The 16,347-nt window shown below is 36.0% G+C and carries 15 protein-coding genes; 10 read left to right on the top strand and 5 right to left on the bottom strand.

What is annotated here, in order from left to right:
- Positions 1-398: 398 nt before the first annotated feature.
- The gene (locus tag ASE74_RS07745; protein ID WP_055906910.1) at positions 399-1,601 is read right to left on the bottom strand and encodes a DUF763 domain-containing protein; all 1,203 of its coding nucleotides are present in this window, start codon (positions 1,599-1,601) and stop codon (positions 399-401) included.
- A gap of 262 nt (positions 1,602-1,863) precedes the next feature.
- Here ASE74_RS07745 and ASE74_RS07740 point away from each other — a divergent pair, with 262 nt between their 5' ends.
- Positions 1,864-2,967: a metallophosphoesterase gene (locus ASE74_RS07740; RefSeq protein WP_055906698.1), complete on the top strand. Its 1,104-nt coding sequence runs from the start codon at positions 1,864-1,866 to the stop codon at positions 2,965-2,967.
- On the opposite strand, the gene ASE74_RS07735 is transcribed toward ASE74_RS07740, so the two are convergent.
- A complete protein-coding gene (locus ASE74_RS07735; protein WP_055906694.1) occupies positions 2,953-4,029 on the bottom strand; it encodes a sensor histidine kinase KdpD in 1,077 nt (358 codons plus the stop codon). The genes ASE74_RS07740 and ASE74_RS07735 overlap by 15 nt on opposite strands.
- Positions 4,030-4,183: 154 nt before the next feature.
- Here ASE74_RS07735 and ASE74_RS07730 point away from each other — a divergent pair, with 154 nt between their 5' ends.
- Positions 4,184-5,650, top strand: coding sequence for a glycoside hydrolase family 130 protein (locus ASE74_RS07730; RefSeq protein ID WP_055906691.1), 1,467 nt, complete (start codon positions 4,184-4,186; stop codon positions 5,648-5,650).
- 419 nt (positions 5,651-6,069) lie between these two features.
- Here ASE74_RS07730 and ASE74_RS07725 read toward each other — a convergent pair whose 3' ends face one another.
- A complete protein-coding gene (locus tag ASE74_RS07725; RefSeq protein WP_055906688.1) occupies positions 6,070-8,340 on the bottom strand; it encodes a glycosyltransferase family 4 protein in 2,271 nt (756 codons plus the stop codon).
- Positions 8,341-8,469: 129 nt separating this feature from the next.
- Here ASE74_RS07725 and ASE74_RS07720 point away from each other — a divergent pair, with 129 nt between their 5' ends.
- Positions 8,470-9,240 (top strand): Ku protein, encoded by a 771-nt coding sequence (locus tag ASE74_RS07720; protein WP_055906685.1) that lies wholly within the window; start codon positions 8,470-8,472, stop codon positions 9,238-9,240.
- Between the two features lie 100 nt (positions 9,241-9,340).
- Here ASE74_RS07720 and ASE74_RS07715 read toward each other — a convergent pair whose 3' ends face one another.
- Positions 9,341-10,459, bottom strand: coding sequence for an alpha/beta hydrolase (locus ASE74_RS07715; RefSeq protein ID WP_055906682.1), 1,119 nt, complete (start codon positions 10,457-10,459; stop codon positions 9,341-9,343).
- Between the two features lie 146 nt (positions 10,460-10,605).
- Here ASE74_RS07715 and ASE74_RS07710 point away from each other — a divergent pair, with 146 nt between their 5' ends.
- Genes ASE74_RS07710 through ASE74_RS07700 form a run of 3 tightly spaced genes read left to right on the top strand, consistent with a single transcriptional unit; the run spans position 10,606 to position 11,969 of the window.
- A complete protein-coding gene (locus ASE74_RS07710; protein ID WP_055906680.1) occupies positions 10,606-10,974 on the top strand; it encodes an STAS/SEC14 domain-containing protein in 369 nt (122 codons plus the stop codon).
- 14 nt (positions 10,975-10,988) lie between these two features.
- On the top strand, positions 10,989-11,141 hold the full coding sequence (locus ASE74_RS07705) for a hypothetical protein (protein ID WP_157255372.1): 153 nt from the start codon (positions 10,989-10,991) through the stop codon (positions 11,139-11,141).
- A 21-nt stretch (positions 11,142-11,162) separates the two neighbouring features.
- A complete protein-coding gene (locus ASE74_RS07700; protein ID WP_055906674.1) occupies positions 11,163-11,969 on the top strand; it encodes a mechanosensitive ion channel family protein in 807 nt (268 codons plus the stop codon).
- Between the two features lie 4 nt (positions 11,970-11,973).
- Here the strand turns inward: ASE74_RS07700 and ASE74_RS07695 are convergent, their stop codons facing one another.
- Positions 11,974-12,342, bottom strand: a complete 369-nt coding sequence (locus tag ASE74_RS07695) for a response regulator transcription factor (protein ID WP_055906907.1) — start codon at positions 12,340-12,342, stop codon at positions 11,974-11,976.
- Positions 12,343-12,487: 145 nt separating this feature from the next.
- Between ASE74_RS07695 and ASE74_RS07690 the strand changes: the two genes are divergently transcribed.
- The 4 genes from ASE74_RS07690 to ASE74_RS07675 all read left to right on the top strand — a co-directional run bounded on the left by ASE74_RS07690 (position 12,488) and on the right by ASE74_RS07675 (position 16,152).
- Positions 12,488-14,701 carry an ATP-binding protein gene (locus ASE74_RS07690; RefSeq protein ID WP_055906671.1) on the top strand — a complete coding sequence of 738 codons (2,214 nt, stop codon included), beginning with the start codon at positions 12,488-12,490 and terminating at the stop codon, positions 14,699-14,701.
- A gap of 2 nt (positions 14,702-14,703) precedes the next feature.
- Positions 14,704-15,123, top strand: a complete 420-nt coding sequence (locus tag ASE74_RS07685; RefSeq protein WP_055906668.1) for a response regulator — start codon at positions 14,704-14,706, stop codon at positions 15,121-15,123.
- An 81-nt stretch (positions 15,124-15,204) separates the two neighbouring features.
- Positions 15,205-15,789, top strand: a complete 585-nt coding sequence (locus ASE74_RS07680) for a biliverdin-producing heme oxygenase (protein ID WP_055906665.1) — start codon at positions 15,205-15,207, stop codon at positions 15,787-15,789.
- 183 nt (positions 15,790-15,972) lie between these two features.
- Complete coding sequence (locus ASE74_RS07675) at positions 15,973-16,152, top strand: hypothetical protein (RefSeq protein ID WP_010602585.1); 180 nt, start codon at positions 15,973-15,975, stop codon at positions 16,150-16,152.
- The last annotated feature ends 195 nt before the right edge of the window (positions 16,153-16,347 follow it).

The following is a 16,347-nucleotide window of genomic DNA, read 5'->3' as shown; positions in this document are numbered from 1 at the left end:
TTAAGTTTAAATTCTATATTTTTTTGGTCGTGGTGCAAATCACGACCTTTTTTGTTTTTATGCAGTCTTCACACGGAAATCACGGAGTTGAATTCTGTTGTAGCGATACGTATGTGAGCAGGTCGTCATGCTGAACTCGTTTCAGTATCTATCTAACTAGATTATTATCAGCTGTTTTTTGCCACGGAAACACAGAAATCACGGATTTAAATTCTGTTGTAGGGATCCGTATGTGAGCAGGTCGTCATACTGAACTTGTTTCAGTATCTACCGGTCTATCGTCCTCGTTTGTAACGAGGATGAACGAGAAAGGCGATTGTATCGCCCCTAAAAACTTATCAATTAAGATTTCTATAAAATTTTACTAAAATTTCGTGCCTCTGAGTCTAAAAAACATACTAAAACAACTTCAACTGCTCGTTTCTTGGCGGTTGCTCTTTTCCAAAAACCGTTCTGCCACCATATTTCCAGCTTTCGTTACGCTCCTTCTGAATTACCTTATCAAAATCCATATTGGGAATAAAATCATTTTCTGCATTGCGTGCAATTTGATGCAATGACTTTATTGCCTGCTGTTTATCTGAGTTTCCAATTTTAGCTTTATCAATTGCCTTTTGCAAAACGCTTATTGTTTCATCAAATACATTTACAGGAACTGGGAAGGGGTGTCCATCTTTACCTCCATGTGCAAAAGAATAACGTGCAGGATCAGTAAAACGTGATGGCGTACCATAAATTAGTTCGCTCACCAAAGCCATTGATTGCAAGGTTCGTGGGCCCATACCTTCCAATAACAACAATTCTTCAAAATCACTCGGCTTTTTTTCTTGCGCCAGCCACAAAATACTTCCTAAACGTTTTAAATCTACATCTTTCGATTTTACATCATGGTGATTCGGCATGACCAGTTTTTGTATTTCGGCAAGCATCCTGTTGGGCGATTCAGCCGTGATATCCATCATGCTCTGCCTTGTTTTGCCTGCATCATTTGAAGTCAGATTTAATATCTGGCCCTGGTTTATTCCGCAAATTCCGGTGTGGGGTTCCTCAACAAAAGATTTCAGGTTTTCAGAATGCCAGTGGTATCTTCTTGCAGTAGAACTGCTATTGCTCATGCCTTGTTGCACCACAGCCCAATCGCCTTCATTGCTTAAAACAAAACTGTGAAGGTACAACTGGAATCCATCTTGTATGGCAGTATTATCTACCTTAGCACTGAGTTTGCTCGCCCGTAACAATTCTGTTCCGTTTAAACCTGTTTTATCGGCTATTTTTAAAAGCTCATTTGGCGTTTCCCTGCTGTATTTCCCTTTGCCACCACAAATATAGATGCCCAATTCTTTAGATAACGGATTGATTGATTTTTTTAAAGCACCCATTACCGATGTGGTAATGCCAGATGAATGCCAATCCATACCCATAACAGCCCCGAGGCTTTGAAACCAAAACGGACTGCTTAAACGGCGGATAACTTCTGCCTTGCCATACTCTAACAATATCGCTTCAGTAATGGCCAGGCCGAGTGTAGCCATGCGTTGAGCCAGCCATGGTGGTACATGGCCATAGTGTAAGGGTAAATCTGCACTTCCTGATCTTTTCAATACTAACAAATTTAGTAAAATATTTTTTATTTATTTAGAATTTTAATCTACTAATTCTCTATTACAGAAAATGTTTTAGTTGTGTAAACGGAATACTGTAAAATGGTTGCTAATCTTTGAAAAGATTTTTACCCTACAAATTCTTTTGGTTTTCTGCCCTAATTATCTTTTGGAACCACAGTTACAATGAAATAAAACGATTAACAATATTTTTTGTTACTTTGAAACACAACCCAATATTAAAGCGAATTCCCAATTATACATGCGAAAACTCTTACAACGTTTACTGAGTGCCTGGATCATCCGCATGTCGAATAGATTCGGTTCAAGACCAGATCGCAAACGTATTCATGAAGCCCTAAGCAAATTATACAAAACCATTAATCAGGACCCTGGTAAACGAGGACTTATTTTTGAAATCACCAATGAAGATAAATTTATCATTTTGTCCGACCAACATAAAGGTGCCCGTGATTACGCTGACGATTTTTCATTATCAGAAAAAAATTACTTAAAAGCACTCCAATATTACAACGAAAAGGATTTCCATTATATAAACCTTGGCGATAGTGAAGAGCTTTGGGAAAATTTAATGGAATCGGTAATCAAACACAATAAAGATACTTTTGAAGCAGAAAAATTATTTATTAATAAAAACCGTTTCACAAAAATATTCGGCAATCACGATTTATATTGGGACAATGATCCACTGGCAGGATTTAACCTGAACAGAATTTATGGAAAAAAAATCCGCATTTATGAAGGCGCAATCCTCCGGGCGCAAATTGGAGAAAACAAACTGGATATTTTCCTTACACACGGTCATCAGGGTGATTTGCAAAGCGATGGCAATTGGTTTAGTAAATGGTTTGTAAGTACCATTTGGGCACCACTGCAAGCCTACCTACAAATTAACCCAAATACACCCGCTTACGATAATCAGCTTAAAACGGTGCACAATACCATGATGTACAGCTGGATTGCTGAACAGGAGAATATGGCATTGATTACCGGACATACCCACCAGCCAGTATTTGCATCTTTAACGCACCTGGAGCGGATTTATGTAAAATTAGATCGGGCTCAAAAAGAGAAAAACGTAAAAGATCTCGAGTTTTTGGAAGTAGAACTTCATAAACGCATTAAAGAAGGCGATAAAGCACCACGTTTAGGGAAGTACCAGCCCAGCTACTTTAACAGCGGCTGTTGTTGTTTTAACGATGGAGATATTACCGGAATTGAAATCGAATCTGGTATGATCAGGCTGATAAAGTGGTCGTACCATGAAAATGATATCCCAAAAAGAATATTACTTGAAGAAATGAAACTCAGTGATTTATCTGATTTAAAGTTATTTAATGGGTAACGTAACATAAAAAGTTGTACCTAAATCTTTTCCACTACTTTCTGCCCACAGTTTTCCTTTATGTATATCAATTATTGCATTTACGGCAATCAATCCTAAGCCGTAATTATTTTCATTATTGGTCGCTTTAGCACTCAATGGCGCAAATTTTAAGAAAATTTTATCAAGATCTTCTTCAGTTAAACCCACACCACTATCTTTTATCGCAACGGTTATTTCATTTTCATGGATTTGATGAGAAATAACAATTTCAGTCCCCTTAGGAGAAAACTTAACTGCATTATCGATAATGTGCTCAAAAACAACTTTTACTTTATCAGCATCTGCAAAAACTTCCAAAGAATTTTCAATACCGATCAATACTTTCTGGTTTTTATGGTTGAGTTTTAATCTCAGATCATCAATTGCCTGTTCGATAATTGCTTTTAAATCTACCTTTGCTTTTTGCGGTTTAAAAGAATGACTTTCTTTACGTGCATTGCTTAAAATTCCATTTAAATTATCAATCATCCGCTTCGATTGCATATTGATTTTACCTGCAACTACCGCTGCGCGCTCATCAATACCGGGTATTCTTCCCAGCAGTTCCGATTGTAATGAAATTGTAGTCATAGGATTTTTAAGATCATGAACCAATACATGCAGGCGGTCATCATAAGCCCTGAACGTTTTTCTGATTGCGATTCTGGATTCAAGCTTCTCCATTACCATATCGGCCAAAGTACCTAACATCTCCAATTGTTTCTCATCAGCATTTTGGGCCGAATCGGAAGCCACATATATTAACCCAATAGCATAACCATCTGCGGTTACAATTGGCGAGGATTTGTAAAAAGCGAATGCACTGTTTGCAGGTAAACCGTATTGTGATTTCACAAATATCTGTTCTCCTGCCATAAAGCCTATTCCTGCATGCGCCACATCAAATATTTGAGCAGCAAGCTGTGTTATCCGATCAAAAGCACTTTCAGCCGGGGTATTCAGAATTTCGTAGGATGCTAATTTGGCAAAAAGCATATCTTTATCTGTATGCTTAATCGGTTCGGCTTTTTTAATCTGCATTTACTATATATTTATTCGGTGGCAATGAAACACTAAAGGTAAAGATTATGATTAATAAGTAAATAATATAAACAATTCAACCGTAAATTCCGTTAGTATATTTTGTAGGCGATTGAGGATAAGCGTTAAAATTATCACCCAAATAACTTAAATAATGAGATTATATATAGAACGTAAACCTGTTAAGGTAAACCCAGATACGAAAAGAGTTATTGCCCGTTTTTTTTTTAACGGGGAGGAGCGCGCATTAGAAGTAATAAAAAAGGTTTTAGAGTTTTCTGATGACAAAGTATTTTCACTGATATCACCCATCTTACAAGAATATTCTAAACGGCATAGAAATATTACCAAAATACTAACCCGCCACTGCAAAAAATTAAAAAAACAGTTTATTGCCCTTGGAACCGAATTTGAAGATCTCGACGAATATACTCGTTTACTAATCGGTGCCTATTTTACACACGAATATTCAATAGAATCAGCAGCATTTTTTAATCCAAGTATCGTTGATGATCCAGACCAGACTGACCTTGTTGAGGGAGAAAAACGTGTAATCATTAGCTTTAGGGCGGTAGGCGAGGGCCATATTTCATCAATCGTTTTCAGGCGGGCACTTATTGATAAAAACAACAACATCCAGGTTTTACCTGTAGGTAATTATGTAGATGAGGCAGAGGTAGTTAAGAACGCCATTTACGTAAAAAAATTATTTTTAAAAAAAGCTGCCTACGCACAGATTGATACCTCAGTACTGGAAGAAATTGAGTCGAAACTGGATGACAAATTTGAATATACAAGTTTGAGTAATATCATTAAAGATTCCAAAGTACTGAACAAAGAAAACCCCGCACGTTTAATTGAATATGATAAAGTGCTTTGGTTATCTGATACTTACCATACGATCACTTTTTCTAAAGATACTGATATTTCTGACCGCGTAATTTTCCCAATTTCAGAATTTGAACGTAAGGGGATTGAGGATGCCCGCTTTGTGAAATTCATTAAAGATGATGGCAAAATATTGTATTATGCCACATATACTGCATTTGATGGTTCATTAATTATACCGAAACTGGTACAAACCGAAGATTTTTACGAATTTAAAGTTATTCCACTTTATGGCGATGGTGCCCAGAATAAGAACCTGGCTTTGTTTCCGCGGAAAATTAATGGCAAATATGTTATGATGAGCAGGATTGATGGCTGGAACAATTACCTCATGTTCTCTGACAAAGTGAACGTTTGGGAAAATCCCATCTTACTGAAACAACCACGATATGATTGGGAACTCGTGCAGATTGGCAATTGCGGATCACCAATAGAAACCGATAAAGGCTGGTTAGTAATTACCCACGGCGTGGGGCCTATGCGCAAATACTGTATTGGCGTGAGTTTATTAGATCTCGACGACCCAAGCAAAGAGATCGGTCACTTAAAAGAGCCACTAATTATGCCAAACAATGAAGAACGTGAAGGTTATGTACCGAACGTGGTTTACTCATGTGGATCAATCATCAGCAATGGCGAATTGATTATTCCTTACGGCTTATCTGATTATAGTTCTTCATTCGCAACTGTTAATTTAGAATTGCTGTTAGATAGGTTATTGGATAATAAATAATCATTCGTGTTTTAATGAATATTATAAATTCTCCGCGTTGAACTTATCGAGTCGTCCTGCTGAATTTATTTCAGCATCTAATGTAATTAAAGTTTAGTCCCTGAAATAAATTCAGGGTGACGCATAGTATAAACTCTCCACGTTGAACTTATCGGGTCGTCCTGCTGAATTTATTTCAGCATCTAATGCAATTAGAAAGTCCCTGACATAAATTCAGGGTGACAAATAGTATAAACACTCAGAGTTAAACTTATCGAGTCGTCCTGCTGAATTTATTTCAGCATCTAATATTATTAAATGGTCCCTGAAATAAATTCAGGGTAACGAATAGCTTAAAATCTTACCTCACTCAATAACATCATAAAAAAAGGCTGGTTCATTTCTGAACCAGCCTTAATATTTCCAAGACAAATTAATTCTTAACTACATTTATCCGCTTCCACTAAGGGGGAGGATAAAGTTTCATATTCAGCTTCTGCAGCCTTTAAAATAGCAAGGTGGGAGATAAAATACGCCAACGTACTTTCTGCACCTTGGTTTCTATTTACACTGTTAAATTGTAACCCATCGGCACAACCATGGGTTTCAAAGTCGTACAAAGGAATATGCAGACTATTTTTACCAAGGAACCATTCATAACTGATATGCATTAAATTCAAATACTGATTATCTTTCGTAATTTCGAAAACTTTGGCATACAATAATACCATTGCCATCGTTTCTATAGCCTGCTGATCGTAAATAGGATTTTTCCCATGTTTTTTCATCCAGCCTGCATTGCCAACAGGATTTAAGTAACCATTTTCAAAAGAAAAACTATTTAAAAATGCAACGCTCTCCATGGCTATTTTATAAGAGGTAGCATTACCGGTAACTTCATAATGATGAAGCAAAGCAAGTGGTAATATTGCATTATCGTAAGTTAAAATATCCTCGAACCAATGCCAATCGCCGTCTTTGTTTTCCTGGTATGAGGCTACCAATGAGTTGGCTAACATATTAATTTCTTTAACAATCACCTCATCACCAGGATGAGCGCATAAGAAATAAGAAAGACCAATAATTGTATTTGCCCTTCCACGGAGATATTTTAATTCTTTAAAGTGTGGAATTGAATGCGAAAACAATTCTCGTCCAAATTCGCGGTATGAATTGTTCGGTGCTGCACTAATCAAATAACCGAGCGACCAAATCGTTCTTCCGAATGAATCTTCAGAACCTACTTCATCAAGATAATTACGGTTAAAACTTAAAAAATTCCTGAAGTTACCGTCCTCAGTCTGCATGTACTGAATAAAACTAAGGTAAACAGGCATAAATTTTAAGGCTTTTGGATTTTTATCCCTTTCAGTAGCCATTAAGGCCATGATCAATGCTCTGGCATTATCATCTATACAATAACCCTCTTTAAGATTTGGAATCCCAAAACGAGCATGTTGTATAATTCCAGTATCATCTGTTAATAACGAAATGTGATTTAAATTTAAAGCAGGCATACTTTCCACATCAATAATTGGTGGAGTTACCCTTTCTGGTTTTTTACCTGTAATTACAGCATCTTTCAATACCTTTAAATAAACACTACCTATGGCTGGCCAACGTAACTTTAAGCCATATTCATAAGCATTTTGTCTAAGTTTTTGATACTTATCATTGTCATTTAAAAGCTCATTTACAATTGTTGCCAACTGATCATCATTTTTAAAATCGAATAATTTACCTCTGTTTTCGGCTAAAAGTTCTTGTGCATGCCAATATGGAGTTGAAACTACTGCTGCGCCTGCACCAATTGCATAAGATAATGTACCACTGGTAATTTGTGCCTCATTTAAATATGGTGTAATATATAAGGAACAAGCAGTTAAATACTGATGAAGTTCGCCTTCAGAAACAAATTTATTTACAAAAGCAATGTTGTTTTCAACACCTAGCTCTTTTGCTAGTGCTTTTAAACTGTCGCGATATTCTTCTCCATTGTGTTTTACAACCCCTGGGTGTGTATTCCCTAAAATTACGTATAAAACATCGGGATGCTGCGCCACAATTTTAGGCAAGGCATTAATTACAGTTTCCAAGCCTTTATTGCGGCTGATTAAACCGAAAGTAAAAAGTACCTTGCGGTTTTTAAAGAGTTCGCTACGGGAAATTTCATTGTTTAGAACTGGTTCCAAATCTGGCACACCATGTTCTATCAATTGAATAGATGCTTTTGGAATCTGGTAGATGCTGGTTAAAAATAACACAGCTTTTTTACTCATCACCACAATTTTGGCAGATTTTACAGCAATCTCTTTAATAATGGTTTGCTGCATAAAATTCGGCTCCTTTAAAACTGTATGCAAAATGGTGATAAATGGTTTCTTTAATCTATTGATTAATGAAAGTAAAAATACGCCACTATTGCCTCCATAAATACCAAATTCATGTTCAATAATTACACTGTCTACATCGCTGTTGTTAATAAAATCTGCCGCCTCGATATAATCTTGCTGGTTTTGCTGGCTGATCACAAATTTTACCTCATCGGGGTATTGATGCTCATTGATATCATCCGATTCATTTAAAGCAACAACAAAGCTATTTTTCGGATTATAATCTGGATTTAAACTTAAAGCATTAACTAAATTTTGATTAAAGGTAGCTAAACCGCATTCGCGTGGGGGATAGGTCGAAATATAAGCTATTTTCATAAGTATTTCAATAGAGTTGATACTTGAACAACATTATATCAGCTAAATAGTTTGTGATTTCATTAATTTGCAGTTAATAAAGCCAAAACATTCTGATTTGGGTGCTTGTTAGTAAGTAAAAATTAAGCTATGAGATCAATATGGAAAGGTTCGATTGGATTTGGTTTGGTAAACATTCCGATTAAGTTATTTTCTGGTATCCAAAACAGTAATCTCGATCTGGACATGCTTGACGAACGCGATCAGGCCAAAATTAAATTTTTAAGGGTAAATGAAAATACCCATAAAGAGGTGCCCTATGAAAAAATAGTTAAAGGCTACTTTTTAAATGATCGGTATGTAGTTTTGGATAAGCACGACTTTGAAGAAGCAGCACCTGAGAAAACAAAGATCATTGAACTCGAAAATTTTGTAGACATAAAAGATATCAATCCTATTTATTACGAAACTTCTTATTATACCGAGCCCGAAAAACAGGGCAAAAAAGCTTATGGATTATTATTAAAAGCTTTAGAAAAATCGGGTAAAGCCGGGGTAGCAAGGTTTGTATTAAGAAATACTGAAAATCTTTGTGTAATCCATCCTATGGAACATGTTCTGGTAATTACTAAAATCAGATTTGAACAAGAAATCAGGAGCTTGTCCGAAATTAATAAGGTAGATGATATTACGATCACAAAAAAAGAAATGGATGTAGGTTTGGCACTTATTAAACAATACAGTTCAAAATTCGATTTAAGTGCTTTTAAAGATGATTATAGTTCCGAACTGTTAAAAATAATTAAAGCAAAAGCCAAAGGAAAACGAGCCACCGTTAAAAAAATGAAACCTCAAAAAGCAACCAGCGATGATTTATACGATCAATTGATGCAAAGTTTAAGCTCGAAAAAAGGTGCTTAATCAGTTTGGAGTTGAGTGTTTTGAGTCAGAGATAACTCGCTTTGCGCTAAACGCTATACAAAAAAGGCATTGAAGTGGTAAACACTTCAATGCCTTTTTTCTATTTAAATGCAGCTTTCAACTGATCTGCAGCAAAGGCCTGCGCAGCTTTCGCTTCAGGAACAAGGATAGCCATTCCAAAAAACTCATGTGTAACACCTTCATAATTTTTACTGTCAACCTTTACGCCAGCAGCTTTTAATTTATCAGCGAGCATTACACCATCATCATGTAAAGGATCAATTTCTGCAGTGATAATTGTAGTTGGGGGTAAACCTTTTAAATCAGCATTAACCAATGAAATTTTAGGATTCTGTGCCTCAATCATGGTATTTAAATACTTTTCAGTAAACCAACCCATCATCGCTTTATTTAATGGTTTCGCCTTTTCGTACATTTTATACGAGGCTGTATTCATATCGGCTTGAGCAATTGGATAAACCAAAACCTCATGTACCGGAATCATAATGTGCTTATCTCTAGCCATAATCGATACGTTAGCAGCTAAATTTCCACCGGCACTTTCACCCACTACCGCTATTTTAGCAGGATCAGCTTTTAAGCTTACAGCATTTTTTACAGCCCATTCATAAGCAGCAAATGCATCATTATGCGCTGTCGGAAATTTATTTTCCGGAGCCAAACGATAAGCTACAGATAAAACAATTGCACCAACCTGCTCAGCTAACGCTTGTGCAGAAGCATTGTAAACATCTAAATTAGCAATAACAAATCCACCACCATGATAATAAACAATTAATGGATGAGGGCCGTTTCCTTCTTTTGGTGTATAAATTCTTAAATGTATTTTGCCTCCACTCACATCAATATCTTTTCCGGTTGTATCCACCTTTGGTGTAGGCACCTTAATGTTATTTTGTTTTACTAAATCCATCACTGCATCAGTTGGTGTATGGTTTTTACGGGCATCGGTCGCACTTAAAGTTTCTATAGGTTTATCACCATAAGTACTCAATTTTTCGATTATCGTTTGCATTTCTGGCTTGATGGTTTTACCCCACTCTGGTGCGGGTCCACCAGGTTTTAATCCTGCTACAGCAGTAGAATCAGTTATTGTAGAATCCGTTGTGGTAGTGGTTTTAGTTCCACCAGAACAGGCAGCGAGCGAAACTGCCACACCACAAATGAGCGCACCAAGTTTTAATGAGTTGGTTTTCATAAGGTTATTTTTTTTTGTTTTTTAAATGATATGCTTCTATAACATTATCAGTGAGATACAGTTTTTGCATCTCTACAACTTTTTAGAATTTAATGAAACAGCAAACATCTTTATGATTTAGTATGTTCTAACATAAACAACTAAGTATGTTAACAGAAATAACAGGGCTGCCAGACCATATTTTTGGCGTAAGGGCTACAGGTGAAGTAACCAGCGACGATATTAAAGATGTATTGTTAACAGGCCTGAAACGAACAGCACAACGTTTTAAAGAAATCCGATATCTACTCGTACTGGAAACCGATGTTAAAAATTTTACCGCTGGTGCCTGGGTTCAGGATGCTAAAGCGGGTTTACAAAATTTTACCAAATGGAAAAAAATTGCAGTTGTAAGTGCAGAAAAAGGAGTGGAGTGGTTTACTGATGTTTTTACAATCGCCACACCGGGTAAATCAAAAGGATTTAAACCCGAAGAAATAGAAGAAGCCAAAGCATGGCTCAATACCGAAGACTAAAACAAAAATTAATTATGAAAAGTTCTAAAACACCACAGGAAAGTAGCAAGGCTACCGCTCCAAAAAATACAAAAGCAAAAGGTGCTGATGATAAAGTAACATCGGCAAAAGATGCAAAAAAAGTAAATGTAACTAAAGATGCTCCCGTTAAACATAAAAAACCATAAAAGTTAAAAATTTGCCGTTTTATGAAAGCTGATGCCAGTAATATTAATCATTTCTATAATAAAGCATACGATTGGATAATTGATAAAGGACCAGCTGTAATTTTAGGTATAGCGATACTTATTTTAGGGCTTTGGTTAATTAAATTGTTAGGAAAGTGGATGCAGAATGGAATGCACCGTAAAGATGTAAACCCATCTTTAAGGCCTTTTCTTACAAGTTTAATGCTTATTACCTTACGCATTTTACTGGTACTCACTGTAATGCAAATAATCGGCATACAGCTTACCTTTTTAACCGTATTAATAGGCGGTATTGGCGTTGCAGCCGGCTTAGCACTATCGGGAACTTTACAAAACTTTGCCAGCGGAGTACTGATATTACTTTTAAAACCTTTTGTGGTTGGTGATAATATTATTGCACAAGGCCAGGAAGGTACCGTAAAATCCATCCAGATATTTTATACCATTGTTCAAACTTTCGATAACAGAACGGTTGTAATCCCCAATGGTAAGCTATCCAACGAGGTAATCATCAACATCAGCAGGGAAGGAAGTAGAAGATTGGATATTGAAATGAAGTTTAGTTATGGTATAGATTACGACCAAATTGTAAGTATTTTTAATAAAACTGTTGATGAGTTTAAAGATTGCCTTAAAACTCCTGAAAGAAGAGTAGGAGTATCCGCTTTAGAAGACAGCGGATTTAAAGTAAACCTCAATGTTTGGGTAAATTCGCATGGTTTTACCGATACTAAACTGTCGTTTTTAGAAGTATTAATGAAAAACTTAAAGCTTGGAGGAATAAAATTACCTGGAATGCCCGATTAAATAATCAATTTTTGAGCAGTGCGTAAATTTTATCCATTAATTCATCAATATTAAACGGCTTAGACATAAAGTCGTTAGCTTCAACACCATCTAATGAATAATTAGATGCATTATATCGTGCCGAGATCATTAGAACGGGTATGTGTTGGGTTGCAGCAGTATCTTTAAGCTCTTTCAATAATGTTCTTCCATCGGTATCAGGCAGCATAATGTCCATAATTATAACGTCTGGTTTAAACTCGTGTACATGTTTTATAAATTCTGCACCTTTGTTTAGTCCGGCAACATTAAAAGCTTCACTTTCTAAAATAAGGGTTATAACATCTAGGATTGCATGATTATCTTCGATAACCAAAATGTTTTTCTTTGCCAAGTTTGGGATAATTGTTAAATTTCTAACAAATATAGAATAAAAAGTAAATTCATAAACCGAATTTGTCAAATTAGAGGCATTCTAAAATGGGCGCAATATTTGTTTATCGTTAAAATCTAATACTTTTGCAATATCAAAATTTAATATGATCAAATTTTCTGTAGATTTAACCAACTGTGATAAAGAACCCATCCACATTCCTGGTAAGATTCAATCACATGGTTTTCTTATCGCTGTTGATAAAACCGAACTCTCAATTACCTATCTTAGTGAAAATACAGGAGATTTTCTGAAAGAACAGGCAAAAGATCTTTTAAATAAAACCCTCACCGATTTAAGCAGCTTAATTAAACAGCAGGATGTGGCATTTAACATTGAAGATCTGTTGCAACTTGGCATTATCCGGAAAAGCTTTGATGCCATCAGTCCGTATCCCATCGAAATAAATGGCAAACCTTTTTATCTGATTATCTCCGCGGCTGTAAATGATTGGTTACTGGAATTCGAACCCGTTACCCTTCAATATGATATCCAAAGTATGATAGGCCGTTCGGCATCATCCATGCTGCAGGGCAAAACCATTTCTGCTTTATTAAGCGGTGCCGCATTGGAAGTTAAAAAGCTGATCAATTATGATAGGATCATGATCTACAAATTTTTAGATGATGGACATGGCGAAGTGGTAGCAGAAGAAAAAGAAGATCGTTTAGAACCATTTTTCGGGCTCCATTACCCCGCATCCGATATTCCTAAACAAGCCAGGGAACTTTATAAACTAAACTTAACCAGGCTTATTGCTGATGTTAATGCCGAAGACTCGGCCATTATTACCTTTAAAGAAAATGAACCACTCGATTTAACAAATAGCGGCTTACGTGCAGTTTCGCCCATCCATATACAATACCTTAAAAATATGGGCGTGCATTCAAGCTTTAGTATTTCGCTAATATCACATGGCGAACTATGGGGTTTGATTGCCTGCCACAACTATAGTCCAAAATTTATAGATTATAAAGCCAGGGAAGGCTCAAAATTAATCGGACAGATACTTTCTTCTGCCTTAGAATACCGCGAAGAAGAAGAAGATGCTAAAGTGATCGAACAGTTTAAGGATACTGCAAATATACTAACGGATCATTTAACAAGGGATAAATACCTCCTGGAAGCCATAACAACACATAAAACCAGTATTTTAGATGTAACAAAGGCTGAAGGTGTGGCTGTTATTTTTGAAAACGAACTTAAAACCCTCGGAAATGTACCAACGGTGGATGAAATATGGGAACTGACCGAATGGCTTAAAATTAATAGCGACGAATCCATCTATTATACGCACCGTTTGCCAGAAATCCATTCCCAGGCAAAAAAATACAAATCAACGGCTTCCGGAATACTTTCCTGTATCTTGAATAAAGAACTTGGCGAAATGATTATTTGGTTTAAACCCGAAATGATCAGCAATGTAAACTGGGCAGGAAACCCCGAAAAGCCGGCTACACCATCAGAAAACGGATTATTAAACTTATCACCAAGAAAATCTTTCGAAACCTGGTCTGAAGTGGTAAATAATACTTCCGATAAATGGATGCCCGAAGAAATTGCATCTGTTTTAAGAATTAGGGAGATCATTATTACCGATATCAATAAAAAAGCAAACGAAATTAGGTTGCTTAACGAAAAACTACACGCTGCATACGAGGAATTGGATACCTTTAGTTATACCATCTCTCACGACTTAAGAACGCCTTTAACATCTATTAAAACCTATGCAGAATTGATGCTGAAAAATAAAAGCATTGATGAAAACGGTAAAAAAATGTTATCGCGCATTTTAACCGGGGCAGATAAAATGAATTTTTTAATCAAAGAAATTCTTAACCTGGCTAGAGTAGGCCGCTCAGAACTTAATTTTGAAATTGTTAATATGCCATCCTTGTTAGAGGAAATAAAAAACGAAGTGTGGACGGCTTTTAAAGCAGACAATTCTGAGTTTATTTTAGGGCAATTACCTAACTTAAAAGGTGATAAGACAATGATTGCTCAATTATTTACAAACCTCATTGGTAACGCCGTAAAGTACTCCGCAAAGGTTGATAAACCACAGATTGAGGTTTCTGGCTATATTGATGAAGGTGAGATTATTTACGCCGTTAAAGATAATGGTATAGGAATTGATAACCGATATTACGACAGAGTCTTTGAACTTTTTAAACGTATGGACAATGTTAAAGAAATTGAGGGAACAGGAGTAGGGCTGGCTATAGTAAAAAGGATTGTAGAAAAACACAACGGAAGAGTTTGGTTCGAAAGTACGTTAAACATCGGTTCTACCTTTTATGTAGCTTTTAAAAATAGATAAAAATGAAAACGCCGGATATATTTTATGTTGAAGATGATGTGGACTATGCATTTTTTATGCAAAGTGCCGTGCAGGAAGTAAAAGATACGCTTAACCTAACTATTGTTGAAGATGGGGCAGAAGCATTACAAAAACTTCAAAGTTTTGCCGATACTAAAACAAAACCGAAATTGATAATGCTCGACCTTAACCTGCCGGGTTTATCAGGCTTAGATCTGTTAAAATTCATTAAGGATATTCCTTACCTTAAAACAATTCCGGTTATCTTATTTTCCACTTCCGATAATCCGGATGATGTTAAAGCCTCGATAGAATTTGGTGCCAATGCTTATTTAACCAAGCCTACGGGATATGAAAACCTCGTAAAATGTGTACATTCAGTCCACGATTTCTGGTTTAATCAACATTTAAGGTTAAACTAGATTTATAAAAAATATAGAAAGATTCGGGTATCATTATCCGGATCTTTTCTTTTTAAACTTATTATAATACTATTGAAAGATATGATTGCCAATTTATTGAGAACAGAAACCGCCGAAAACCACAAAGCTTTAGAATCGTTAATGTTTGTGAATGAGATTATGAACAATTCATTAACAGTTGATCAATATAAAAAACTCCTGACCATCAATTACATCATCCACCAGAAATTAGAAAATATGCTCGCCAATATGCTCGATGCGGAAATTGCAGCAGAGCTGGAAATGAACGGCAGGTTAAAATTATCTGCATTGGAAAGCGACCTCAATTATTGGGAAATCGACAGTTTAACATTACCTGGTTTAAATTTCGAACTATTTGTACCTCAAAAGAATACTGCAGAAGTACTGGGTGCATTATATGTGCTGGAAGGGGCAACACTGGGCGGAAACGTGATTAAGAAGCATATATTGGCCAACCCAAATTTTAATGACCATGAAAGTGGTTTAAATTATTATGGCGTTTATGGTGAAGCACTTAGCGCAAAATGGAAAAAATTTGTTTCTGTAATAAACGAACGTGTTCCAGAAGCAGATTACGAACGTTGCGTTAATAGTGCAAACCAAACCTTCGCTAACCTGATCAACTTATCCAAACAGCTCAACTAAATTGTTGTAATTTATCGTTGAAATTCAAAAAAATACGTCTATAATACTTCCAGGGCATTTTTTTGATTGTGTAAATGTGCAAAACTTCTTTCAAATAAATATTTGCTTTCTGTTGTTAATTCAAGGTAAATATGTATTATTGAAAAAAATAAATTTTTTAAACCTTAAAAACATCAATTAGCGATGGAAAAATTCTCAAAAGTTAAAGCTGCTGTTGCTGCTATTGAAGCAGATGTAGAAAAATTTTATAATGCTGGCAATGCAGCTGCTGGTACTCGTGTGCGTAAAGCAATGCAAGATCTTAAAGTTTTAGCACAAGAAATCCGTGCAGAAGTAACTGACAAGAAAAACTCTGGAAAATAATATTTCGCGAGTAAGAAACAAAAAGGGTTCTGGTATGCCGGGGCCCTTTTTGCGTTTAGGGCAAAATTGACTTATGAAGTCAATAGAGGGATCAAGCGGAAAAGTTGGGGGTAATCGAATAATTTGTTTCTTTTGTAGTTAATAGTAATTACAAATTCCCTTGAATCCAGCCGAACAAACCCTTGTCAGTTTTTT

The organism is Pedobacter sp. Leaf216, assembly GCF_001421515.1.
Classification (GTDB): Bacteria; Bacteroidota; Bacteroidia; order Sphingobacteriales; family Sphingobacteriaceae; genus Pedobacter.
Note: the sequence above shows the minus strand (reverse complement) of the source record. Positions and strands in the feature narration are given on the sequence as shown.

What these genes read in the sequence shown, in the direction of transcription:
- ASE74_RS07690 (WP_055906671.1), top strand. Translation starts at nt 12,488, where the DNA reads ATGATCAAATTTTCTGTAGATTTAACCAACTGTGATAAAGAACCCATC.
- ASE74_RS07705 (WP_157255372.1), top strand. Translation starts at nt 10,989, where the DNA reads ATGAAAAGTTCTAAAACACCACAGGAAAGTAGCAAGGCTACCGCTCCA.
- ASE74_RS07725 (WP_055906688.1), bottom strand. Translation starts at nt 8,340, where the DNA reads ATGAAAATAGCTTATATTTCGACCTATCCCCCACGCGAATGCGGTTTA.
- ASE74_RS07715 (WP_055906682.1), bottom strand. Translation starts at nt 10,459, where the DNA reads ATGAAAACCAACTCATTAAAACTTGGTGCGCTCATTTGTGGTGTGGCA.
- ASE74_RS07730 (WP_055906691.1), top strand. Translation starts at nt 4,184, where the DNA reads ATGAGATTATATATAGAACGTAAACCTGTTAAGGTAAACCCAGATACG.
- ASE74_RS07740 (WP_055906698.1), top strand. Translation starts at nt 1,864, where the DNA reads ATGCGAAAACTCTTACAACGTTTACTGAGTGCCTGGATCATCCGCATG.
- ASE74_RS07675 (WP_010602585.1), top strand. Translation starts at nt 15,973, where the DNA reads ATGGAAAAATTCTCAAAAGTTAAAGCTGCTGTTGCTGCTATTGAAGCA.
- ASE74_RS07685 (WP_055906668.1), top strand. Translation starts at nt 14,704, where the DNA reads ATGAAAACGCCGGATATATTTTATGTTGAAGATGATGTGGACTATGCA.
- ASE74_RS07710 (WP_055906680.1), top strand. Translation starts at nt 10,606, where the DNA reads ATGTTAACAGAAATAACAGGGCTGCCAGACCATATTTTTGGCGTAAGG.
- ASE74_RS07680 (WP_055906665.1), top strand. Translation starts at nt 15,205, where the DNA reads ATGATTGCCAATTTATTGAGAACAGAAACCGCCGAAAACCACAAAGCT.
- ASE74_RS07700 (WP_055906674.1), top strand. Translation starts at nt 11,163, where the DNA reads ATGAAAGCTGATGCCAGTAATATTAATCATTTCTATAATAAAGCATAC.
- ASE74_RS07735 (WP_055906694.1), bottom strand. Translation starts at nt 4,029, where the DNA reads ATGCAGATTAAAAAAGCCGAACCGATTAAGCATACAGATAAAGATATG.
- ASE74_RS07720 (WP_055906685.1), top strand. Translation starts at nt 8,470, where the DNA reads ATGAGATCAATATGGAAAGGTTCGATTGGATTTGGTTTGGTAAACATT.